18 protein-coding genes are annotated in these 22765 nt (G+C 70.6%); 5 read left to right on the forward strand and 13 right to left on the reverse strand.

Annotated elements, in window-relative coordinates; all coding sequences use genetic code 11:
- Positions 1–34 precede the first annotated feature (34 nt).
- The 4 genes from ACFY16_RS09480 to ACFY16_RS09495 form a co-directional block, all read right to left on the reverse strand.
- Entirely contained in the window at positions 35–1840 is a 1806-nt protein-coding gene (locus ACFY16_RS09480) for an ABC transporter substrate-binding protein (protein ID WP_390646512.1), read from the reverse strand.
- A gap of 102 nt (positions 1841–1942) precedes the next feature.
- Positions 1943–2989, reverse strand: coding sequence for an ABC transporter permease (locus tag ACFY16_RS09485; RefSeq protein ID WP_390646513.1), 1047 nt, complete (start codon positions 2987–2989; stop codon positions 1943–1945).
- Positions 2990–3397: 408 nt separating this feature from the next.
- A complete protein-coding gene (typA, locus tag ACFY16_RS09490; RefSeq protein WP_390646514.1) occupies positions 3398–5305 on the reverse strand; it encodes a translational GTPase TypA in 1908 nt (635 codons plus the stop codon).
- Positions 5306–5512: 207 nt separating this feature from the next.
- The gene (locus ACFY16_RS09495; protein WP_390646515.1) at positions 5513–7738 is read right to left on the reverse strand and encodes an ABC transporter family substrate-binding protein; all 2226 of its coding nucleotides are present in this window, start codon (positions 7736–7738) and stop codon (positions 5513–5515) included.
- 335 nt (positions 7739–8073) lie between these two features.
- Between ACFY16_RS09495 and ACFY16_RS09500 the strand changes: the two genes are divergently transcribed.
- The 4 genes from ACFY16_RS09500 to ACFY16_RS09515 are packed head-to-tail and all read left to right on the forward strand — an operon-like array spanning position 8074 to position 11939.
- On the forward strand, positions 8074–8364 hold the full coding sequence (locus ACFY16_RS09500) for a hypothetical protein (protein WP_351148742.1): 291 nt from the start codon (positions 8074–8076) through the stop codon (positions 8362–8364).
- Positions 8365–8384: 20 nt separating this feature from the next.
- Complete coding sequence (locus ACFY16_RS09505) at positions 8385–9206, forward strand: hypothetical protein (RefSeq protein ID WP_390646516.1); 822 nt, start codon at positions 8385–8387, stop codon at positions 9204–9206.
- Between the two features lie 16 nt (positions 9207–9222).
- Positions 9223–11169, forward strand: coding sequence for a fumarate reductase/succinate dehydrogenase flavoprotein subunit (locus ACFY16_RS09510; protein WP_390646517.1), 1947 nt, complete (start codon positions 9223–9225; stop codon positions 11167–11169).
- Positions 11166–11939, forward strand: a complete 774-nt coding sequence (locus ACFY16_RS09515) for a succinate dehydrogenase/fumarate reductase iron-sulfur subunit (RefSeq protein WP_390646518.1) — start codon at positions 11166–11168, stop codon at positions 11937–11939. Before ACFY16_RS09510 ends, ACFY16_RS09515 begins: the two co-directional genes overlap by 4 nt.
- Here the strand turns inward: ACFY16_RS09515 and ACFY16_RS09520 are convergent.
- From ACFY16_RS09520 to ACFY16_RS09530, 3 genes are read right to left on the reverse strand one after another with little or no spacing between them, the layout of a single operon-like run.
- Positions 11917–12240, reverse strand: coding sequence for a hypothetical protein (locus ACFY16_RS09520; protein ID WP_390646519.1), 324 nt, complete (start codon positions 12238–12240; stop codon positions 11917–11919). The genes ACFY16_RS09515 and ACFY16_RS09520 overlap by 23 nt on opposite strands.
- 4 nt (positions 12241–12244) lie before the next feature.
- Positions 12245–13243 carry a phosphotransferase family protein gene (locus tag ACFY16_RS09525; protein ID WP_390646520.1) on the reverse strand — a complete coding sequence of 333 codons (999 nt, stop codon included), beginning with the start codon at positions 13241–13243 and terminating at the stop codon, positions 12245–12247.
- A complete protein-coding gene (locus tag ACFY16_RS09530; RefSeq protein WP_390646521.1) occupies positions 13240–14334 on the reverse strand; it encodes a hypothetical protein in 1095 nt (364 codons plus the stop codon). The genes ACFY16_RS09525 and ACFY16_RS09530 overlap by 4 nt, the downstream gene beginning before the upstream one ends.
- A 211-nt stretch (positions 14335–14545) precedes the next feature.
- On the opposite strand from ACFY16_RS09530, the gene ACFY16_RS09535 reads away from it, so the two are divergent.
- Positions 14546–16075: a hypothetical protein gene (locus ACFY16_RS09535; protein WP_390646701.1), complete on the forward strand. Its 1530-nt coding sequence runs from the start codon at positions 14546–14548 to the stop codon at positions 16073–16075.
- 35 nt (positions 16076–16110) lie between these two features.
- On the opposite strand, the gene ACFY16_RS09540 is transcribed toward ACFY16_RS09535, so the two are convergent.
- The 6 genes from ACFY16_RS09540 to ACFY16_RS09565 all read right to left on the reverse strand — a co-directional run bounded on the left by ACFY16_RS09540 (position 16111) and on the right by ACFY16_RS09565 (position 22696).
- Complete coding sequence (locus ACFY16_RS09540) at positions 16111–18723, reverse strand: SpoIIE family protein phosphatase (protein WP_390646522.1); 2613 nt, start codon at positions 18721–18723, stop codon at positions 16111–16113.
- 399 nt (positions 18724–19122) lie between these two features.
- On the reverse strand, positions 19123–19551 hold the full coding sequence (locus ACFY16_RS09545; RefSeq protein WP_390646702.1) for an ATP-binding protein: 429 nt from the start codon (positions 19549–19551) through the stop codon (positions 19123–19125).
- A 98-nt stretch (positions 19552–19649) separates the two neighbouring features.
- Positions 19650–20060 carry a (deoxy)nucleoside triphosphate pyrophosphohydrolase gene (locus ACFY16_RS09550; protein WP_390646523.1) on the reverse strand — a complete coding sequence of 137 codons (411 nt, stop codon included), beginning with the start codon at positions 20058–20060 and terminating at the stop codon, positions 19650–19652.
- Between the two features lie 29 nt (positions 20061–20089).
- Positions 20090–20284, reverse strand: a complete 195-nt coding sequence (locus tag ACFY16_RS09555) for an SPOR domain-containing protein (RefSeq protein ID WP_390646524.1) — start codon at positions 20282–20284, stop codon at positions 20090–20092.
- Positions 20285–20590: 306 nt separating this feature from the next.
- Positions 20591–21343 carry a GntR family transcriptional regulator gene (locus ACFY16_RS09560; RefSeq protein WP_390646525.1) on the reverse strand — a complete coding sequence of 251 codons (753 nt, stop codon included), beginning with the start codon at positions 21341–21343 and terminating at the stop codon, positions 20591–20593.
- 147 nt (positions 21344–21490) lie between these two features.
- The gene (locus tag ACFY16_RS09565; RefSeq protein ID WP_390646703.1) at positions 21491–22696 is read right to left on the reverse strand and encodes a DUF4190 domain-containing protein; all 1206 of its coding nucleotides are present in this window, start codon (positions 22694–22696) and stop codon (positions 21491–21493) included.
- Between the last annotated feature and the right edge of the window lie 69 nt (positions 22697–22765).

Below are 22765 nucleotides of genomic sequence, written 5' to 3' on the forward strand. Positions count from 1 at the left end.
CCTGGTGCGCGCCCCCGCGATCAGCCGTAGAGAGTTACGACTTCAGGTACAGCTGGTTGATGTCGATGAGGCTGGACACCGAGCCGTAGCGGGCACCACCGATGTTCGAGCCGGAGAGCTGGAACTGCTTGGTGTACCAGAGCGGGGCGGACGGAAGGACGGTCTCCAGCAGGTAGTGCTGCGCTTCCTTCCAGGTCTTCGCGGCCTCGGTCGGCTCCTGGGTCAGAGCCTTCTTGATGAGCTCCGCGACCTTCGGGTCCTTGACGTGCGAGTAGTTCGGCGAACCGTCGGCGACCTGGGCCGGGTCGTAGACCGGCGTGATCACCGTGCCGGCCGACGGCCAGTCCTGGCCCCAACCGGTGATGTACATGTCGTACGGGTTGTCGAGCTTGCCGATCTGCTCGTAGTAGCTCGCGGAGTCGACCTCCTTGGAGACCACCTGGAAGCCGACCTTGGTCAGGGCGTCCTCGATGGCGACCTTGCGCTTCTGGCCCGCCTCGCTGTTGGCGTAGGCGAAGACGACCTTCTTCTCGGCGGCCGGGACGTCCTTGAGGATCTCCTTGGCCTTCGCGATGTTGCCCTGCGGCGTCTTCAGACGGCCGTACGGGTCGTAGGTCGCCTCGTAGCCCGGCAGGGTCGGGGCGAAGTAGTTCGGGGCCACGTCGCCGCCGTAGGCGCCGCCCTCACCGGCGATGAGGGACTTGGAGTTGACGGCGTAGGTGACGGCCTCACGGACCTTCTTGTCCTTCACCCGGTCCAGGTTGAAGGACAGCTGCATGACGTAGGGCTGGTAACCCTTGACCGTGCGCTTGTTGACCGCGGCGTTGCCGATGACGTCCTGGATCTGCGTGGCCTCGACGGCACCGGTGAGCTGGATGGCGTTCTTGTCGTCACCCTGGTCGGCGATCAGACGCTTGGTCTGGGTCGACTCGGTGACGCCGAACTGGAAGTTGAAGCCGTCCGGGTACTGGTGGCGCACGGAGTCCGTCTTCGGGTCCCAGTTGGTGTTCTTGGTGAGCACCAGGGACTTGCCGATCTTGTACGAGGCGATCTTGTACGGACCGGTGGCGACGGGAGCCTTGTCGTAGCTCTCCTTCGTGTCCGTCTTCTCCGGGACGATGCCGTAGCCGGCCATGGCCAGCGTCTGCGGCAGGTCCGGGCGAGCGGTGTCGAAGTGGAAGACGACGGTCTTGTCGTCCGGGGTGTCCAGGACGGAGGCCGGCAGGTGCTTGCCGTCGAAGCCGCCGCCCGGCAGCAGCTTGCGGTAGTCGCCGGCGTACTTGTCGCCCGCGAGCCAGGTCTGCAGGTAGGGCGGACCGTCGAAGATGAACTTCGCGAACTGGCGCTCGACGGTGTGACGGACGTCGGCGGACGTGATCGCGCTGCCGTTCGAGTCCTTGACGCCGTCCTTCAGCGTGAAGGTCCAGGTCTTGCCGCCGTCGGAGGACTTGCCCGAGTCGGTGGCGAGGTCACCCACGACCGAGACGTTGCCCTTGTCGTCCTCCTTGAACTGCGTCAGGCGACGGAAGAGCAGGTTGGCGACCTGGCCGGCGTCCGAGACGTAGATCTGGCTCGGGTCGAGGTGGGAGAGGCCCGCCTCCTGGTAGACCTGGATGGTGCCGCCGCTCTTGGCGCCGGTGACCTCCGGGGCGGGGCCGGTGGAGCCGGCCGCGTCGGCGTAGGTGACCGCCTTCGACTGGGTCGACGCCTCCTTCTGGTCCTTCTTGGAGTCGGCTCCGGAATTGCTGCCCTTGTTCTCCGAGCATCCGGTGAGCGCGAGGGAACCGGCCGCGATCGCGACCACGATGGCGCGCGCTCTGCGCGAAGTGAACGACTTCATGTTGGCGTAAGCACCTACCTGTCGGTTGTTATCCATGAGTACTGCCTGACGCGGCTGGTAGGCCGACGCGGGGGCGGCAGTCACCCCCCACCAATGGACGATCTACCGCCCGGACTTGGGGTCGAAGGCGTCCCGGACCGAGTCTCCGAGGAGGTTGAAGGCCAGGACGAAGATCACCAGCGCCATGCCCGGGAAGAAGATGAAGGCCGGGTCCTGCTGGGCGTAGTCGGAACCAGCGGCGAACAGTCGCCCCCAGTCCGGCGTCGGCTCGACGAAGCCGACACCCGCGAACGAGAGGAAGGCGATGGTGAGGATGGTGCTGGGCAGCTGGTACGTGAACTGCACCAGGATCGGCGTCACCACGTTCGGCAGGATCTCCTTGCGGACGATCCGCCAGGGCGAGGCGCCGGAGACCTTGGCGGCCTCGACGAACTCCCGCTCACGCAGGGACAGCACCGTCGAGCGCACCAGGCGCGCCATGCCCATCCACCCCAGCAGCCACAGCACGATCAGCATCGCCAGCGCGCGGAAGTATGTGGGGGTCTCCTCGCGCGGGTCCACGAAGAACGCCGTCACGACGGGCATGAAGGCGATGAAGAACAGCTGCTGCGGGAAGGACAGGAAGAAGTCCGTGACCCGGCCGATCCAGTAGTCCGTGCGGCCGCCGAAGTAGCCGCCGATCAGACCGATGATGACGCCGGTGACCATCAGCAGGACGGTGACACCGAGAGCCATGAACAGCGAGGTCCGCATGCCGTACACCAGCATGGCGAACACGTCGCGTCCGTACTGCGGCTCGACACCGAACCAGTGCTCCCCGGAGAGCCCGCCGAACCAGCCCAGCGGAAGCCCGAACTCGTCCAGGACGGGCTTGTCCGCGTACGTCGGGTCCTGGCCGTACAGCGTGTACGGATTGGTCCCGCTCAGCTTGGTGAGCAGCGGCGACAGCAGAGCGATGGCGAAGTACAAAATCACTACCACCGCGCAGATGACACCGGTACGGTCACGCTTGAAGCGCTGCCACATCAACTGGCCGGGGGAACGACCCTCAAGCTTCTTCTCGCCCTTGACAGGCTCGGGCTTCGACTCGAGCTCGGGGTCCAAGGCGATCGACGGCCCGGAGCCCTCGGCCTTGGCTGGACTGGTCATGAGTGTTCTTCCCCCCGGGGGGTTGGAGAATTGAGCGCAGCACAGATACCGGCAGGTTCTGTGGTTTGGTGGAACTTTCGCCAAGGAGTTCAACGCGCGTCAAGGGCGGAAGACGTAGGGATCTCCCTATCGTCAATATTTTGAGCAAAAATTGCGACGATTGACACCTGTGCGCGCTTGACACCTGAGACGCCAGGGCGGCATTTCGGACATAAGTGAACTTAATTTTGTTTACATGTCCGAAACGTGAAGGCACGATCTCCGATATCCGAACACGGGGTCTGCTGCCCCTTAACGCGACCCGAAGGATCCCGCCAACTTCGCTCGGCGGCGGGTACGTCGAAAGCCCGGCTCTCCGCCGAAGCGGAGAGCCGGGTCTCGAAGCCGGCCCCTGAGGGGGGTGGCAGGTCAGCCGTGCTTGGCGCGGCTCGCGGCGCGGGCACGCTCGCGGGCGTCCAGGTTCACCTTACGGATACGAACCGCCTCCGGGGTCACCTCGACGCACTCGTCGTCGCGGCAGAACTCCAGGGACTGCTCCAGGGAGAGCTTGCGCGGCGGGACGATCGCCTCGAACGAGTCGGCCGAGGACGACCGCATGTTCGTGAGCTTCTTCTCCTTGGTGATGTTCACGTCCATGTCGTCGGAGCGCGAGTTCTCGCCGACGATCATGCCCTCGTACACCTCGGTGCCGGGGTCGGTGAACAGCACGCCGCGCTCCTGGAGGTTCGTCATCGCGAACGCGGTGACGGCGCCGGAGCGGTCGGCGACGAGAGAGCCGTTGTTACGGGTCGTCAGCGTGCCGAACCACGGCTCGTGGCCCTCGTGGATGGAGTGGGCGATACCCGTGCCGCGGGTGCCGGTGAGGAACTCCGTCCGGAATCCGATCAGGCCACGGGACGGAACCACGAACTCCATGCGGACCCAGCCGGAGCCGTGGTTGGACATGTTGTCCATCCGGCCCTTGCGGACGCCCATGAGCTGCGTGACGGCGCCCATGTGCTCCTCGGGGACGTCGATCGTCATGCGCTCGACGGGCTCGTAGGTCTTGCCGTCGACCTGCTTGGTGACGACCTGCGGCTTGCCGATGGTCAGCTCGAAGCCCTCGCGGCGCATCTGCTCGACCAGGATGGCGAGCGCCAGCTCACCACGGCCCTGGACCTCCCACGCGTCCGGGCGCTCGGTGTCGAGCACACGGAGGGAGACGTTACCGATCAGCTCGCGGTCGAGACGGTCCTTGACCTGGCGGGCGGTCACCTTGCGGTCCTTGACGGCCGCCTTCGCGTCGGCGCCCTTGCCGGTGCCGCCGCGGCCGACCAGCGGCGAGGTGTTCGTACCGATGGTCATCGAGATCGCGGGCTCGTCGACCGTGATCAGCGGCAGCGGGATCGGGTTCTCGGTGTCGGCGAGGGTCTCGCCGATCATGATGTCCGGGATACCGGCGACGGCGCAGATGTCACCCGGGCCGGCCACCTCGGCGGGCTTGCGGGTGAGCGCCTCGGTCATCAGCAGCTCGGTGATGCGGACGTTGGACATCGTGCCGTCACGCTTGATCCACGTGACGGTCTGACCCTTGCGCAGCTCGCCCTGCTCGACGCGGAGCAGCGCGATACGGCCGAGGAAGTTGTCGGCGTCCAGGTTGGTGACGTGCGCCTGGAGCGGGGCCTTCTCGTCGAACTCCGGAGCCGGGACGTGCGAGAGGATCGTGGAGAAGAACGGCTCCAGGTTGTCGCTGTCGGCCGGGACGGTGCCGTCCTCCGGCTTGGTCAGCGAGGCCACACCGTCACGCGCACAGGCGTAGACGATGGGGAACTCGATCTGGTCCTCGTCGGCGTCGAGGTCGAGGAAGAGGTCATAGGCCTCGTTGACGACCTCGTCGATGCGCGAGTCGGGGCGGTCCGTCTTGTTGATGCACAGGATGACGGGCAGCTTGGCCTGGAGCGCCTTGCGCAGCACGAAGCGGGTCTGGGGCAGAGGGCCCTCGGAGGCGTCGACGAGCAGGACCACCGCGTCCACCATCGACAGACCACGCTCGACCTCGCCGCCGAAGTCGGCGTGGCCGGGGGTGTCGATGATGTTGATCGTGATGGCGTCGCCGCCATCCTTCGGGTGGTACTTCACGGCCGTGTTCTTGGCCAGGATCGTGATGCCCTTCTCACGCTCCAGGTCGTTCGAGTCCATCATGCGGTCGTCGAGCGACTCGGCGGCGTGCGCCGCGAAGGCACCGGCCTGCTTCAGCATGGCGTCGACGAGGGTCGTCTTGCCGTGGTCGACGTGGGCGACGATGGCGACGTTGCGGATGTCGTGGCGCGTGGCCATGGTGTGGCGTACTCCCGGAGTGGTGAGGACGGCCTGCGCGTACGTCTGTGTTACGCGGGCCCTGCCGGGCTTGACATGCCACGGCCTCACCCCATGGTACGGGGCTGCGGCGGCAGGGGCGCGCCAGGGCATATCCGCCCAGCTCAGACCCGCTTTCCCGGCCCCGGGAGGGCGCGGTGGATCTCCTACGTCCCTTTCCTGCTTCTCCTACTTCGCGGAAGGACGGCCCGACGGTCCGGCCGCCGCACCCTTCTTCAGGAAGCCCATGTCCTCGTAGACGGGGGTCTGGAAGCCGAAGGCGCCCGCGTTCACGACATTCTTCCGCGCCGCCGTGAGCTGGGGGCGCTGGTAGAGCGGGATCGATCCGGCCGCCGCCCAGATCCGTGCGTCCGCCTTGCGGATCAGCGAGTTCTCCTCGTCCTCGTCCAGCGTCGCGATCGCCTGGTCGAAGAGCTGGTCCACCTGGTCGGTGCCGACCCGGGTGTAGTTCTGCTCGACGGTCAGGGAGCCGTCGGCGGCCGGGACCGGCTTGGCGTAGATGGGGCGGGCGTCGGTGGCGGGGAAGGCGGTGGCGGGCCAGGAGTACAGGGCGAGGTCGAACTGGCCGGAGGCGATGTGGTCCTTGAAGTAGCTCTCGTCCGAGACCTTGGTGACCTCCGTGCGGATACCGACCCGCTCCAGCATGCGGGAGATGCGGTCGGCGACGGTCCGCAGGGACGCGGAGCCGGGACCCGAGGGGAGTACGAAGCGGAGCGTGAGCGGCTTGCCGTCCTTGGCCAGCGCCGCGGCCGCGGCGCCCGCCGGAGCGGCGGTGCCCTTGGGGGCGTACGCGCCGGGCGCACCGCCCTGCGGCAGGTGCTTGTCGTTGTACTTGCCGTCCTGCGCGAGGTGCCGGGGCCCCTCGTCGCCCTTCTCGTACTGCTCCCTGTGGTGGTCCCGCTTCCGCTCCCGGTCGGCGTCGCCGTTCGCCTTGTTGTCCTCGTCGACGACGTAGGTGCCGTCGTCGCCGCCCGGGGACTCGTCGTCGGCCTTCTCCCCCTTGGCCCCGGCCGCCTTCTCGACCTTCTTCTGCTCCTTGACCGGACCGCCGGGCACCCAGCCGGCGGACACGAGGAGCGCCTGCGCCTCCGCGGTGTCCTGGTCGCCGAGCGCGCCGCTGTTGTCGGCGTAGGCCGCCTGCCCGGAGAGGGCGAGGTGGCTGCCGACGGGCACGGTGGGCAGGCCCAGCGGCTTCAGGACGAGCTTCGCGAGCTCCTTGCGGTCGAGGGCGCGGGCGACGGCCCGGCGGACGCGCTCGTCGGCGAGGGGGCCGTCGGAGCCGTTGAGGGCGAGCTGGGTGTAGGCCGGCTCCAGCGACTTGCGGACCTCGAAGCCGCGCAGGCCGTCCTGCTGGGTCTCCCATGTCGCGATCGCCCTGGTCAGCTTCTTGCGGGCGTCGATCTCGTCGTCGGCGGCGTCCTCGTCGGAGCCGTGCGCGAGGGCCCAGGAGCGCAGCGCCTTCGCCGCGGTACGGCCTGCGGCCGGGCCCTGCAGTGGCGCGCCGGCGCCCTTCGCCCGGGCGGCGAGCGCGATGCGCTGCACGTCGCCGGAGTCGATCTCGGCCAGGTCGACCGTGCCGGCGGCCAGGGCGGCGGCCCGCTTGTCGCGCGGCACGGCGTTCAGCACGATCTCGGACAGCTTGGCCGGGTGCCCCCACCAGCGCGGATTACGGACGAGGGTGATCTCGGCGTTCTTGTGGTCGACCGCCTTGACGGCGAACGGCCCGGCAGTGACGTTCAGCTTGCGCCGGGCCCCGTCGTTGAAGGCGTCCGGGGTGCCCATGACGTCCTTCGGGTACAGCGGCGAGAACAGCGACCGCCAGTCGGCGTACGGCCGGGCGAAGGTGACCCGGACCTCCAGGTCGTTGTCGCCGCGCTCGATCTTCTCGATGCGGTCGTAGCCGGCGTTGCGGGCGGTCCAGTACGCGGAGTCCTTGCCGGACAGGGCGCGCCACTGGGCGGCGAAGTCGGCGGCGCCGATCTCCCGGCCGTCGCTCCAGACGGCCTGCTGGTTCAGCCGGTACAGCACGACCTGCCGGGGCTCGGTCTCGACGACCTTGGCGGACTCCAGGAAGTCGGGATTGCGCTGCGGGCGGCCGTTCGCGTCCAGCCGGAACATCGAGGGCAGCACGGCCTGCGCGACGCGGGTGGTGGTCGCGTCGGCGTCCGACTGGAAGGTGTTGAGCGTCTCCGGCACGGCGTCCACGGCCCAGTGCAGGGTCCCGCCGTCGGCGACCACGGAGCGCGCGGCCGGCGCGATGTCCTGGCCGGCCAGCGGCTTGCTCGCCTCGTCCTCGGAGCTGCACGCGGCGAGCAGGGGAACCGCGAGCGCGCCCGCGGTGAGGAAGGCGACCGAGCGCATGAGAGCGCGCGGTCCGAGGCCGTCGTAGGACATCTCTGGGTACCTCCGGGGAGCCGCTCCCGCCGGTGACACGAGTGTGGTCTGTTCACATTTGGCGGTATTTTGGAGTTGATCAGATCTACTGACCCACTGAAGAGGAAAGGGTTCAGCAGCCCGGGGCGACACGGCGGCGGCGGCTCGGAAGCCCACCCGTGCGGCGCAACGCACGAACCCCGGCGCACACGGAGCGCTCACGGGTGTGCACGGGAGGCATGCAATCCGCCAATCGCTGCACATGGCTTCACACCGGCAGGTGTGACGCGCAACACTCGCAGGCGCATGAACGTCTCCACCCAAGGCCACACGGCCCGTGGAAGTGAGGTCACGTCATGTCCGTGCACGACGACCTGACAGCGATACAGCGCAGCCTCGACGATCTGTCCCGGTCGGTGAGCCGCCTGGAGCAGCAGATAGGCAGCCGCGGGCTCGACATGCGCCGTGTCCGCGCGGACGCCGATCATCTGCGCGAGAGCGTCGCGCTGCTGCGCGCGGTGGCCATCGCCGGCCCCTCGTCCCACAAGCCCGAACTCGTCACCATCTCCGACACCCCGTACAACAACGCCCTGTGGACGGACTCGGACGACGAGGGACTCGGCGTCCGCGACCGGCACGCCCCCTGAACCCGACCGGGAGTCCTGAGTTGGCCACTGGTACGGAACCTCATCCGAACAGCGGCGGCGTACGGTCCGCGACGCGCGCCGCGATCGACGCCCCGCACCTGCGGACCGACCGGTGGTGGCTGGCGCCCGCCGCCACCGCCGCCGGGCTGCTCGCCTTCGTCGTGTACTCGACGTGGCGGGCTTTCGCGAACGCGCACTACTACGCGGCGCCGTACGTCTCGCCGTTCTACTCGCCCTGTCTGGCGGAGAACTGCCGGACCATGCACGCGGGCCCCAACGCCGACCTCTTCGGCAGCTGGTGGGCGATCTCCCCCGCGATCATCATCCTGATCTTCCCGCTCGGTTTCCGCCTGACCTGCTACTACTACCGCAAGGCCTACTACCGGGGCTTCTGGGCGTCGCCGCCGGCCTGCGCGGTGGCCGAGCCGCACAAGACGTACTCGGGCGAGACCCGCTTCCCGCTGATCCTGCAGAACATCCACCGGTACTTCTTCTACGCCGCGATCGTCGTCGCCGGGATCCTGACCTACGACACCGTGCTGTCGTTCCGCGACGAGCACTACAACTGGGGCCACATGGGCCTCGGCACCCTGGTCTTTCTGGCCAACATCGCGCTGATCTGGGCGTACACCCTGTCCTGCCACTCCTGTCGGCACATCGTCGGCGGCAAGCTCAAACACTTCTCCAGACATCCCGTGCGCTACCGGATGTGGCAGTTCGTCGGGAAGCTGAACGCCCGCCACATGCTGCTGGCGTGGGCGTCGCTGGTGAGCGTGGCGCTCGCCGACTTCTACGTGTACCTCGTCGCGTCCGGTGTCTTCGACGATCCGCGCTTCTTCTAACGAGTGGGGCCTATTGATGTCCGTGGTCGACCGGCAGGAGTGGGACGTCGTCGTGGTCGGGGCAGGCGGGGCCGGCCTGCGCGCCGCGATCGAGGCACGTGAACGGGGTGCCCGTACGGCCGTGATCTGCAAGTCCCTGTTCGGCAAAGCGCACACGGTGATGGCCGAGGGCGGCATCGCGGCCGCGATGGCCAATGCCAACGAGCACGACAACTGGCAGGTCCATTTCCGCGACACCATGCGCGGCGGCAAGTTCCTCAACCAGTGGCGGATGGCCGAACTGCACGCGCAGGAGGCGCCGGACCGGGTGTGGGAGCTGGAGACCTGGGGCGCCCTGTTCGACCGTACGAAGGACGGACGGATCTCCCAGCGCAACTTCGGCGGCCACGAGTACCCGCGCCTCGCCCACGTCGGCGACCGTACGGGCCTGGAGCTGATCCGGACCCTCCAGCAGAAGATCGTCGCCCTCCAGCAGGAGGACCACCGCGAGACCGGCGACTACGAGAGCCGCCTCAAGGTCTACCAGGAGTGCACGGTCACCCGGGTCCTGAAGGACGCCGAGGGCCGGGTCTCCGGGGTGTTCGCCTACGAGCGCGAGTCCGGCCGTTTCTTCGTTCTGGAGGCCCCCGCCGTCGTGATCGCGACGGGCGGCATCGGCAAGTCCTTCAAGGTGACGTCGAACTCGTGGGAGTACACGGGCGACGGGCACGCGCTCGCCCTGCTCGCCGGGGCGCCGCTGCTGAACATGGAGTTCGTGCAGTTCCACCCGACCGGCATGGTCTGGCCGCCGTCGGTGAAGGGCATCCTCGTCACGGAGTCGGTGCGCGGCGACGGCGGGGTGCTCAGGAACTCCGAGGGCAAGCGGTTCATGTTCGACTACATCCCCGACGTCTTCAAGGAGAAGTACGCGCAGTCGGAGGACGAGGGCGACCGCTGGTACGAGGACCCGGACAACAACCGGCGCCCGCCGGAACTGCTCCCCCGTGACGAGGTCGCCCGCGCCATCAACGCCGAGGTGAAGGCGGGCCGCGGCTCCCCGCACGGCGGCGTCTTCCTCGACGTGTCGACGCGCATGCCCGCCGAGGTCATCCGGCGCCGGCTGCCGTCGATGTACCACCAGTTCAAGGAGCTGGCCGACGTCGACATCACGGCCGAGGCGATGGAGGTCGGGCCCACCTGTCACTACGTGATGGGCGGCATCGCGGTCGACTCCGACACGGCTGCCGCCCGCGGAGTGCCGGGCCTGTACGCGGCCGGGGAGGTCGCGGGCGGCATGCACGGCTCCAACCGGCTCGGCGGCAACTCCCTGTCCGACCTGCTGGTGTTCGGGCGCCGGGCGGGGCGGCACGCGGCGGAGTACGCGACCGGGCTGGGCGACGGACGGCCGCCGGTGGACGACGTCCAGGTCGACACGGCGGCGGCGGAGGCGCTGCGGCCGTTCTCGGCGGAGGGGCCGGCGCCGGGCGAGCGGGACGGACATCCGCCGGAGAACCCGTACACCCTGCACCAGGAACTCCAGCAGACCATGAACGACCTGGTCGGCATCATCCGCCGCGAGGCCGAGATGGAACAGGCCCTGGAGAAGCTGGCCGACCTGCGGCTGCGGGCCCGGCGGGCCGGCGTCGAGGGTCACCGCCAGTTCAACCCGGGCTGGCACCTCGCGCTGGACCTGCGGAACATGCTGCTGGTCAGCGAGTGCGTGGCGCGGGCCGCGCTGGAGCGCACGGAGTCGCGCGGCGGGCACACCCGCGAGGACCACCCGACGATGGACCGCCGGTGGCGGCGCGTCAACCTGATCTGCCGACTGGCCGACCCGACGGGCGGTCTGGCGGCGACCGACCCGGTCGGCGGGCAGATCACCCTCACCCGCGAGACCACCGATCCCATCCGCCCGGACCTGCTCGCCCTCTTCGACAAGGAGGAGCTGGTCAAGTACCTCGCCGAAGAGGAGCTGTACGAATGAGCGGCTACACGGCCCACTTCAAAGTGTGGCGGGGTGATGTGCGGGGCGGTGACCTGGAGGACTTCAAGGTCGAAGTCAACGACGGTGAAGTGGTGCTGGACATCATCCACCGCCTCCAGGCCACCCAGGCCCCCGACCTCGCCGTCCGCTGGAACTGCAAGGCGGGCAAGTGCGGTTCGTGCTCGGCGGAGATCAACGGGCGGCCCCGGCTGATGTGCATGACCCGCATGTCGGTGTTCACCCGGGACGAGACGATCACCGTCACTCCCCTGCGTGCCTTCCCGGTCGTCCGCGACCTGGTGACGGACGTCGGCTTCAACTACCTGAAGGCCAGGGAGGTTCCGGCCTTCGTGCCGCCGGCCGGACTCGGTCCCGGCGAGTACCGCATGCAGCAGGAGGACGTGGACCGCTCGCAGGAGTTCCGCAAGTGCATCGAGTGCTTCCTGTGCCAGGACACGTGCCATGTGGTGCGTGACCACGAGGAGAACAAGACGGCGTTCGCCGGCCCGCGCTTCCTCATGCGGGTCGCGGAGCTGGACATGCACCCGCTGGACGCGGCGGAGGAGACCGGCCTGGACCGCAAGAAGACGGCCCAGGACGAGCACGGTCTCGGCTACTGCAACATCACCAAGTGCTGCACGGAGGTGTGCCCGGAGGGCATCAAGATCACGGACAATGCGCTGATTCCGCTGAAGGAACGGGCGGTCGACCGTAAGTACGACCCGTTGGTGTGGCTGGGGTCGAGGATCAGGAGGCGGTCGTCGTCGTAGGCGGGGTCAGCGCGCGGCCCGGTCGCTGGGCAAGCATCTGAAGGGCGAGCCCCACGAAGTTCACGCCCATCCCGGCGAGCGGGAGGTAGACGTGCAGGGGCCGCGCGTCGCCCAGCGGGCCCAGGAACATGAAGAAGCTCAGGCCGGCGGCGCTCAGCAGCGCGCCCGTCCCCCACAGCCTCGGCCGCAGCACCCTGCTGCGGCCCCACGGCGGCACCCAGCCCCTGCTGACCCCCGCGAGGCCGATCGCCGCGAGGGCCGTCACGCAGACCATGGCCAGACTCACCAACGCCCCGTGCATGCGCTCATGCTCCCACGAGTCGCAGTGCCTGCCCCAGGTTGGACTCGGCGATCTCCCGCATCGGCCCCGGCTCCGGGAAGTCGCCGTCGAGGAGGCGCAGGGGGCCGGCGACGAGGCTCAGATGCATGGCGAGGCGGTAGAGACGCAGACGGTGTTCGTCGAGGCCGGGGGTGCGCAGGGCGTCGTAGTGCGGGCCGAAGCGCAGTGCGAGGAAGACGTGTTCCCACTCGGCGTCGAAGTACATCAGGCCTTCGATGTCGATCAGGGCCGGCTCTCCGTCGGACGTCACCAGGACGTGGTCCGGGCCGAGTTCGCCGTGGACGAGGGTGTGGCGGGAGCGGGGTGCGATGTCGCCGGCCAGGGTGTGGACCGCGTCCTCGAACGCCTCGCGGGCGGCGCCGGCCCGCGGGTCCCGTACGGCGATCTCCGCGATGTCGCGCAGGGCGCCGTCGGTGACGCGTCGCTCGCACGAACCGCCCCGGGTCACACCTCCGTTGTCGACGAGGGCGACCTTGCCGAAGCCTCCACCCGGCCCCTGGCACGCGCGCATCGCCTCCAGGGTCTCGGCCAGCCGTGCCAGGGTCGGGGCCGCCGCCTGCGGGTCACGCCGGAGGACCTCCTCCAGACTGTCGCCCGGGATGTCCTCGACGACGGCCGCGTCCGCCGGGAGGAAGGCGCGGTCGGCGTCGGCGAGGTGGAGGCGCGGGGTGCGGACGCCGAGCGCCGACAGACGGTCGTACGACGCGGTGAAGAGGTCGAGGCCGGACGAGTGCGAGAAGGGGTCGCGGGGGTCGGCGGCGTCCGACTTGTCCCAGTAGTCCTCGTCCGGGGACCAGACGTAGGCGATCGCCGTCGTGGCGTCGTCGAAGGCGAGGCGGTACACACCCTTCTTGCTGCCGCCGCGCAGGCGGGTGACGGCGGTGAGGGTGCGGGCGGGGCCGAGCGCCGCGCGAGCGAGGGGCGCGAGGTCGGAGCGGGTCAGGAGTGCGCGGGTGCCGGTCATTCGGTGTGTACCCAGTCCTTCCGGTAGGCCGACCAGTCATCCTCCGTCGCCGCGAAGTCCACGTACAGGGCGACGCCGAAGTTGACGCGGTCCGCGTCCGTGCGGGACAGGCCGAGGCGGACGCCCCGGACGGCGGCGGGGACGGTCTCGGCGGACGCGCGGTGGCCGAAGCGGTCCTCGTGGAAGAACGGCAGGCCCATCAGCAGGTCGGTGGTGGGCGGGGTGACCTCCAGGGCGAGCGCGGTCTGCTGGGCGACGTAGCCGCCGTAGGTGCTCTGCAACGGCTGCATGGTGTCGTACGACATCACGGCGATCTGGTCGACCCGGCGCGCGACCTGCCCGAAGAACTCCTGCGACCACCACTTGGGGTGCCCGGCGACCGTGCCCCAGAAGGAGTGGAACCCCGGGAGCGGGTCGATCTGGTGGGAGGCGACGGAGAGGGGGACGTCGGCGGCGGCGGTGACGGCGTGCAGGGAGTCGAGGAGGTCGAGGTAGTGGCCGTCGCCGGAGTGCAGGGGCTCCAGGTCGAAGTGGACGCCGTCGAAGCCGGCGGCGAGGATCTCGTGGGTGGACCGCACGATCGCGGCGCGGGTGGCGTCGCGCTCCAGGTGCATACCGTCGGGCTCCTCCGTGGCCAGCTTGTCGCCCAGCCACGCCTGCACTCGTACGCCGGGGATCTCACGATGTACGGCGGATATCAACCAACTTGCCCTGGAATAGGCCGACTTGGGGAGCGTGCCGTCGTGTTCCAGCGGTCCCGCGTGGACGTAGAGGTCGCGGATGCCGGTGCCGTCCAGGCGGCGGGCCAGGGCCGTGACGTCGGCGTCGCGCTTGCGTCCGTCGACCCAGGCATGGCCGAGCCAGATCGCGTCGCGGTTGCGGGTGTACGTGCCGTCGGCGGGGTCGCCGGCGTAGTTCACGCGAAGGGTGGTCTCCACGGCGAGGAGGGACAGGACGAGGACCAGGACGAGCCCCAGGGGGAGGCGTATCGCCCAGCGGACACGGCGGCCGCGACCGGCGCCGGCCTCGACCGGTTCGGCCGCCCCCGCCTCCGCCTCGGTCTCCGGCTCCGCGTGCTCCGTCTGTTCCATCCCGTAACCCCCTCATATCCCGGCGCGCCTCACGCACCCCGCCTCGGACGCACACCGCTCGCGTGCCCGCATTCACCGCCATACGCTCCGAAATGTGACGTCATCCTTGTTCCGGGGCCGGCCGCGGCGCGCGACCGCGCACATATCCGTGCGGGTGGCGCATGCCGCGCTGGGCGGGGCGATCGGACTCGTGTGGCTGGTGTTGCCAGGGATGACGACGGGAAACGACGCTCCGGTTGCGATCACTCACCCCGGGACCTCCGCGAACGCGGCCACGACGCAGGAGGACGGGACGCAGGAGGACGGGACGCAGGAGGGTGGACCGTCCGCCGTCGATCTCGTCCTGCCTCTCGCGGCGGTCGGCGCGGCGGGCGTGATCGCGGGATACGGGTACATACGGCGCACCCGGCGGGCCCGGACCCGGACGACTCCCGGCGGGGCCCCCGCCGGCCCTGCCTCCCCCACTCTCGGCTTCGCTCGAGCGGGGGGACCACCGTCGTCGCTCGCCGAACTCGACGGCCGGGCACGGGCGTCGCTGGTCGAGGCGGACGACTGCGTGCGTACCAGCCGGGAGGAACTCGCCTTCGCGGTGGCCTTGTTCGGCACCGAGCCGACGGAGCCCTACGCGCGGGCGGTGCGGGAGGCGGAGGCGGAACTGGCCGCCGCCTTCGCGATGCGGCAGCGGTACGACGAGGGCGTACCGGCGGAGGAGGAGGCCCGTCGGCACGCGCTCGCGGGGATCGCCGGGCGGTGCGCGGAGGCCGGACGGCGGCTGGACACGGAGGCGGTCGGGTTCGACCGGCTGCGCGCTCTGGAGCGGGGGGCGGGTGCGGCGCTGGAGGTCGCGGAGACACGGTTCCGGGAGCTGGCGGGCCGTACCGGGGTGGCGGAGGCGACGCTCGCCGGCCTGGGTCTCCGGTACGGGCCCGGCGCGACCGCCGGGGTCACGGGGTACGTCGAACAGGCCAAGGACCGGCTGGTGTTCGCCACCACCCGCCTCAACCAGGCCCGCCAGGCAGCCGACCGGGGCGAGCCCGAAGGGGCGGCCCTGGCTCTGCGCGCCGCCGAGGGCGCGGTGGCACAGGCGGCGGTGTTCGTGGCCGCGCTGCACCGCGTCGCGACCGATCTGAAGGCGGCCGCGGAGTGGCTCCCGGCCGCGCTCACGGGCGCGGAGGCGGAGATCGCGAGGGTGCGGGTGACGGGGCCGGAGGCGGGTCCCGGTGTGCCCGTGGGTGAGCTGCGGGCACGGCTGCTGCATGCGGACGCCGTACTGGACTCCGTACGCCAGGAGGTGACCTCACGACGGCCGTACGACCCGCTCCGACTCCTGCGCCGGGTGGTGCGGGCGACCGCCCCGCTCGGCGCGCTGCGACGGGGCGGGGTGCTTTCGGCCGCCGCGTCCCTCGTCGCGCACCATGCCACCGCCGGCGCGGGCGGCTTCGTCGCGACGCACCGGGGCGCGGTGGGCGCCGAGGCCCGCACCCGGCTGGCGGCGGCGGAACGGCGCCTGGCCGCGGCGGACCTCCTGACGTCCGACGACCTGGCCGGGCAGGCCCGCCACCTCGCCGAGCAGGACGTACGGACGCACGGCAACCCGTACGACGGAGCCACCGCGCACGAGAGCGGCCTCACCGGGGCGGTCCTCGGCGGAGTCCTGCTGAGCGTCACCCCGGACGACGGCACTCCCCCGAGCTTCGGCGGCCCACGCACCCGGGCCCGCCGGGGCCCGGCGCACGCCTGACCGCCGCGGAGCGCCCGGCCGCCCCACGCCGCGCCTCAGAACAGGCTCAGCAGCGCCTCCGCCGGATCCGTGAGGCCCGTCTCGCCGTCCGGGAGGGGAAGTTCGAACCACACCGTCTTCCCTCGGGGGGTCCGGCGGGAGCCCCACGCGGCGGAGAGGAGGCCGACGAGCTGGAGACCTCGGCCGCCCTCGTCGGTGTCGCGGGCCCGACGGCGCCTGGGCTGGACCAGGCCGGAGTCCCAGACCTCGCACACCAGGGTGCGGTCGAGGAGGAGGCGGAGTCTGATCTCGCCCTCGCCGTACCGCAGCGCGTTCGTGACCAGCTCGCTGACCAGGAGTTCCGTGGTGTCGACCAGGGGCTCCAGGTCCCAGGCGAGCAGCTGGCCGCGGGCGTACTCGCGGGCGCGGCCGACGCTGCGCGGCTCGCGCGGCAGCGTCCAGTCGCCGACGGACTCGGCGGGCAGGCCCTGGACGCGGGCCATCAGCAGCGCGATGTCGTCCTCGCCGTGGTGCGTGTCGAGGGTGTGCAGGATGTGGTCGCAGACGTCCTCGAGGGGCCGGGTCGGGTCCGTCAGCGCTCCGACGAACGCCTGGAGGCCCTCGTCGAGGGGGTGGTCGCGGGATTCGACCAGTCCATCCGTGTAGAGCGCCAACAGGGCGCCTTCGGGTAGTTCGACCTCCACCTCCTCGAAGGGCTCCCCGCCGACGCCGAGCGGCAGGCCGGGCGGCACGTCGAGCATCAGAGCGGCCTCGCCGGGTTCGACGAGGACGGGGGGCAGATGGCCCGCGTTGGCGAAGGTGCAGCGGCGGGTCACGGAGTCGTAGACGGCGTAGACGCAGGTCGCGAGGTACACCTCGGACAGGTCGGCCTCGCGGGGGCGGCGGGCGGCGCGGGTGGCCTGCTGGACGCCGCCGGGGGCGCCGAGCCCGCGCGCGATCTCGTCCAACGCCGAGAGCACCTCGGCGGGTTCCAGGTCGAGGAGGGCCAGGGTGCGGACAGCCGTGCGGAGTTCGCCCATCGCCACCGCCGCGCGCAGCCCGCGGCCCATCACGTCGCCCACCACCAACGCCGTACGGTGGCCGGGCAGTTCGATGACGTCGAACCAGTCGCCACCGACCTCGCTGGGGCGGCCGGTGGAGGCGCTGCCCGGCAGGTAGCGGCAGGCGATGTCGAGGCCGGAGGCGACCGGGTCGCCGGGCGGGAGCAGGGACCGTTGCAGTATCAGCGCCCGTTCGTGCTCGCGCCGGTACAGGCGGGCGTTGTCGATGCAGACGGCGGCACGTGCCGCCAGCTCCACCGCCAGGTCCCGGTCGCGCTCGCCGAACGGCTCGCTGCCCTTCGTACGGGCGAACTGCGCCAGTCCTACGACCGTGTCGTGGGCGACCATCGGGACGGCCAGCGTGGACTGCACCAGGCCGCCCTCCTCGCCCGGGACGTGCTGCGGGCGGGCGGTGCGCAGGGCGTCCGCGCAGGCGGAGTTGAAGGGGTAGTGGTGGACCGCGCCGACCGCGACGGTCGCGCCGGTGCCGGCGAAGGGGGCGTCGGAGACGGCGCTGGAGAAGGCGACGCGGCGCAGCTCGGCGCTGCCGTCGGCGAGGCCGGGCGGGGTCTCGTCGCCGACCAGCAGGCCCTGGTAGAGGTCGACGGTGGCGAGGTCGCAGAAGCCGGGCACGACGACGTCGAGGAGTTCGCGGGCGGTGGTCTCCAGGTCGAGGGAGTTCCCTATGCGGGCCCCGGCCTCGTTGAGAAGGGCGAGATTGCGCCGGGCGGCGGCGGCTTCGCGGGCGGCGGCACGGCGGGCGGTGATGTCCGTGCTGAGCCAGGCGATGCCGATCGGACGACCGCTGCCGCTGTGCACGCGGTAGAGGTTGCTGGACCAGTGGCGGCGCTCGTCGGAGCCCGGCACGAAGCCCGTGACGTGCATGTCCGTGACGGAGTCGCCGGTCTCCAGGACGCGGCGCAGGGTCGCGCTGACCCGGTCGGCCTCGGGCCGGGGCAGGTAGTCGTACACGCCCTTGCCGCGGTGGTCGTCGGGACTGCCGCCGAAGATGGCGGAGAACCGTTGGTTGGCCCGGCGGATCCGCAGGTCGTGGTCGATCAGCAGAAACCCGAACGGAGATTGGCCGAATATCGCCTGCGAGGCGGCCAGGTCGGTCTCGATGCTGCGGAGCGTACGGACGTCGACGACGATACAGACGGCCGCCTTCTCGCCCTCCAGGGTCCGCGTCGGCATCACGTAGACCTCGGCGAGCCCTTCCTCGCCCCGTTCCCCCGCCGAGATGTCCGGCATCCGGAAGGGGACCACCCCGGTCCACTCCCGGCCGTCGAGGATCTCGGCCATCTTGCGCTGACCCCGCTCGCGCAGGTCGGGGTCGATGAAGGCCTCGATGGGATCCATGCCGACGGCACGCTCGGCGGGAATGCCGAAGATCTGCTCGGCGCGCATGGACCACTGGTCCACGAGCCCGTCCGCGCCTATGGAGAAGGACGCGACCCGGATGTAGTCGTAGATCGAGCCGGGTGGGCTGCTCTGCCACATGGTGTCCCCGGACGGCATCTCGCCGTGGGCAGCAGCACCCGCGGCATCCGCCCTTGCGCCGCCCGACGGGTCCTCCGACTCCGTGGCCTTCGCTGGTATCTCGCTCACGCGAACCGTCCCCTCCAGCTCACCGCGTCCGGCACCGGTCACCGGGGGCGGCTGCCCGCAGTATCCAGCACTACGGCGCCGCACAACACGGTGTTCACGATCACAGCACGGTCCAGGTGCTTTTCGGACCGTGCTGTGACAACACTTCCAGTCTTCTAACCAGGGAACACGCCGTCGAACCGCGCCCGCCGGCGATCGCCACCGGCGCGAACCGGCCGTTCGACGGGAAAGGGCGCTCGTACGGCCCGTTCCGGGGGCTCGTCCGGCCCGCTCCGGAGGCTCGTACGGCCCGTTCCGGGGGCTCGTACGGCCCGCTCCGGGGGCTCACGGCCCGCTCCGGGGGACATACACCGCGAATCGCTCGGGTGAGGCGCGAGTCGCTCGAGTGAGGCGGTGCGCTCACTCCGGCACCGCGAGCTCGAACCACACGGTCTTGCCGGTGTCGCCGGGGCGGGTGCCCCAGCGCCGCGAGGAGGACGCGACCAGTTGCAGGCCGCGGCCGCTCTCGTCCTCGGGGCGGGGGACGCGCTCGCGGGGCGGGTCGGGCAGCGGGTCGGAGACCTCCACCACCAGCACTCCGCGCAGCCGGGCGGGGCGGACGAGGCGGACGCCGATGGGACCGGTGGCATGGCGCAGGGAGTTGGTCACCAGTTCGCTGACCAGCAACGCGGCCATGTCACTGACACAGCCGAGACCCCAGCCGCACAGCCGGTCCCGGACGACCCCGCGGGCGGCACGTACGGCGCCGGGGTCCGCGGGGAAGGTCCACTCGGCGTAGGCGCCTTCGGTGTCGATCACGCCGATCACTTCCCAGGCCAGCGGGTTCAGCCATGTCCGGTTTCGTGGGGTTAATGGGCCCATACCCGATATCCGGGGCGCAGTACCGCCCCCCGGAGCGCACTGTGGCACGAACGGCGTACGGGAGCTCAGCCCGCGCTCGCGCCGAGACGCGTGAGCGTCTCCCGTACCGCGGGCACGTCCTGGTCCAGCCAGTCCACGTCCCAGATCCCGGCGGGGGCGAGCCAGCGCAGCTCGTCATGGTCCTGGAGAGGCCTCGGGGCGGCGGATCCGGCACGCAGGCGCGCGGTCCACACGTGCAGGACGTACGGCGGCCTCAGGGGCCACTCCCCCGGTACGCGCTCGACGACCTCGGCCTCGACGCCGAGCTCCTCGCGCAGCTCGCGCACGAGGGCCGCGTCGGGCGTCTCGCCCGGCTCGACCTTGCCGCCGGGCAGCTCCCAGCGTCCCGCCAGCTCGGGGGGCGCACTGCGGCGCGCGGCGAGCAGGCGGCCGCTGTCGAGCAGGGCGGCTCCCACCACCACGATCCGTTCCGTCATGGGCCGGAGCCTACGGGAGCGGGGAGGGGTCAGTTGCGGGCGTCTCCGTTCTGCCCGATCCGCTCGACCCAGTACAGCTGCTTGTGTCCGCGGTGGTCGAGGCTGTCCGCGATCTTCTGCGCCTCGGCCCGGGTGGCGTACCTTCCCACGCGATAGCGATTGCCGTTGTCGTCCTGCCGTATGACGAGCCAGGGAAGCGAGATCGTGCTACCGCCGTCGTTCATCGCACCCCTCCACTTCCCGCCCGCGGTCCGCCCCGCGCCCCACCCTCTAACGAAACCGCAATCCGCATATGCCCGAGCCTACGCCTAACCTTTACGCAGCGAACACGGCTTTACACAAAGAGGTACGCAACCGGCCAGGACGCAGGGGGCGCACGACGACGAATGCGCCGTGCGGGCGCTGCGGTGCGAGCGGTCGGGGCATGCCGGGCACACCCGTGGCGACCTGCGAGAACGACCGGAAACCAACGGCGGGCGAACCGGCCTCCGTTGACCGCGGGACCGGGTCAACCGCCCTGGGGTTGTGCGCTACTTCACGGGGAGGTGGTACGCGACCCGGTAGCGGTCGGCCGGGACGACCACGTCGGCCGTCTCCACCGGGCGTCCAGAGGCGTAGTACGTGCGCTGGACGACGAGGACGACATGGCCGGGCACCCCGCCCAACGCGAGGAGTTCCTCGGCGAGGCCGGGGCGGGCGCCGACCTCCTCCGTGACGTTGTCCACGATGACGTCGATGGCGCGCATGCGCTCGACCACGCCCATGCCGCCGAGCGGGCCCTCCTCGGGCAGCATCACGGGGGTGCGGCCGGTCACGGCGAGCGACTCCCAGGAGGTGGAGAGCATCATCGCCTCGCCGGCCTCTCGGAACACGTACCGCGTGCACATCACGCGGTCGCCGGGCTTGATCCCGAGCCGCTCGGCGACGGCGCCGCTCGCCTCCGTCTGCGCGCTGCTGGACTCCCAGGTGCCGCGCGTGTCGGCGTCGGCCTGCTCCTGGCGGAAGGGCGTGGCACCGCCGGTCGGACGGAAGCCGGAGCGGGCGATCCGGCGCGGCACGGGCCGCTCGCGCACATACGTACCCGAGCCGGAGCGGCCCTCGACCAGCCCCTCGGCCATCAGCACCTTGCGCGCCTCCAGGGCGACGGTGTCCGAGACGCCGTACTCCTCGCGGATTCTGGCCTGCGAGGGGAGACGGGTGTGCGGTGGCAGCGAACCGTCGACGATCTTCTTGCGGAGATCGCCCGCGACGCGCAGGTACGCCGGCTGCTCACCGAAAGTCACTGGCCGCTCCCATCAGGTTGTACAGACAGCAACAGCCTGGCAACCGTGGGTTGGGCCATGCAAGCGAAGGCCAGAGAATCACTCGATGTGATGACATTCGTCCGCGGAAGGCATTACGCAGGCACTTTCTCCCCGCTATGGACGTGATCACACATCGAGGCCGCCGCTGCCCGCGCTGCCGCCCGCGCCGTCGTCGTAGTCGTCGTACGACGGCGGGGTCGTGGCCAGCCCCAGAGCCTCGCGCGCGGTGACCGTGGTGTCGCCGTCGATGAACTCGTACCCGCTGTCGTAGTGCTCGTAGAAGCTGTCCGGGTCGGCGGCGGTGGCGGCCTTCGCCCACTCCTTGCGGGCAGCCTGCATGTCCTTCACGAAGGCGGCGACGGGCTGCTCGGCGACGGACGACCAGGTGTGCCCGCGCAGCACCCCGACCTGCTCGCCCAGCGTGTCGTCGACCTCGCCCGCCCAGTCCGTGTTGGCCTCCAGGTCCTCCTCGGCGTACTCCTCGGGCTCCGCCGCCAGCGTCGTGTCCAGGGCGCGGCTCGCCTCCAGGAACGCGAGTTGGTCCGCGTCGAGGGTCGTCCCGTCGTTGCGCAGCGAGCCGGTCAGCGTGGCGTCCTCGTCCGTGCTGCCGAAGGCGCAGGTGATCTCGCGGTCGCCGACGCTCCAACTGTCCTCGGTCGGGACGAAGTAGTACACGTCGACGTTCTCGGGCACGGCCCAGGTGTCCATCGCGTAACTGTCCTGAAGCGAGTAGCACTTGTCGTCGGCGACGTCCGTGACACGGCTGTCGCCGGGGTAGTCGGAGCCGCCGCTCATGTCGAACACGGCGAACACCTCGCCGTCGTGCTCGCCCTCGCAGGGCACCTCGTCGACGTCGTAGGTGTAGCCCTCCAGGGAACCGCCCGGTGCGTCGAAGCACTCGCCGGTGCTGACCGACAGGTTCGCGCTGTCGCGCGCGCCGTCCTTGAACCCCTCCCAGATGTCGGACGCCCCGCCCGTGGCGAGCAGCAGCACCCACAGCACGAGCCCGATCGACGACATCACGGACCCGCCGATCGCCATCCCCTTGCCGCGCTCGCCCCGCTTCTTGATCTGGACCAGCGCGATCACCCCCAGCACCAGCCCCACGGCCGGCAGGAAGCAGAGGATGCCGAGGACGAGGGAGGCGATGGCGACACCGTTGACGGGCGCGGGCCGGTTGAACGGGCTGTAGCCCTGCCCCCAGGTCTGGTACGGAGGCGGCCCGTACGGCGGGTACGGGCCGTACTGCCCGTACTGGGCCGGCGACGGAGCCTGGTACGGGCCCTGGGGCTGCTGGGGGTCGTGGGTCCCAGGGGGCGGAGGTATGGACACGGGTACCGTGCTCCTGGTTCTGACGGCAGGGCGACTCGGGCGCGGCCGCCGCGGATTTTCGGGTGCGGA

The sequence above is a fragment of the Streptomyces sp. NPDC001315 genome (genome assembly GCF_042896175.1).
In the GTDB taxonomy this organism is placed as follows: domain Bacteria; phylum Actinomycetota; class Actinomycetes; order Streptomycetales; family Streptomycetaceae; genus Streptomyces.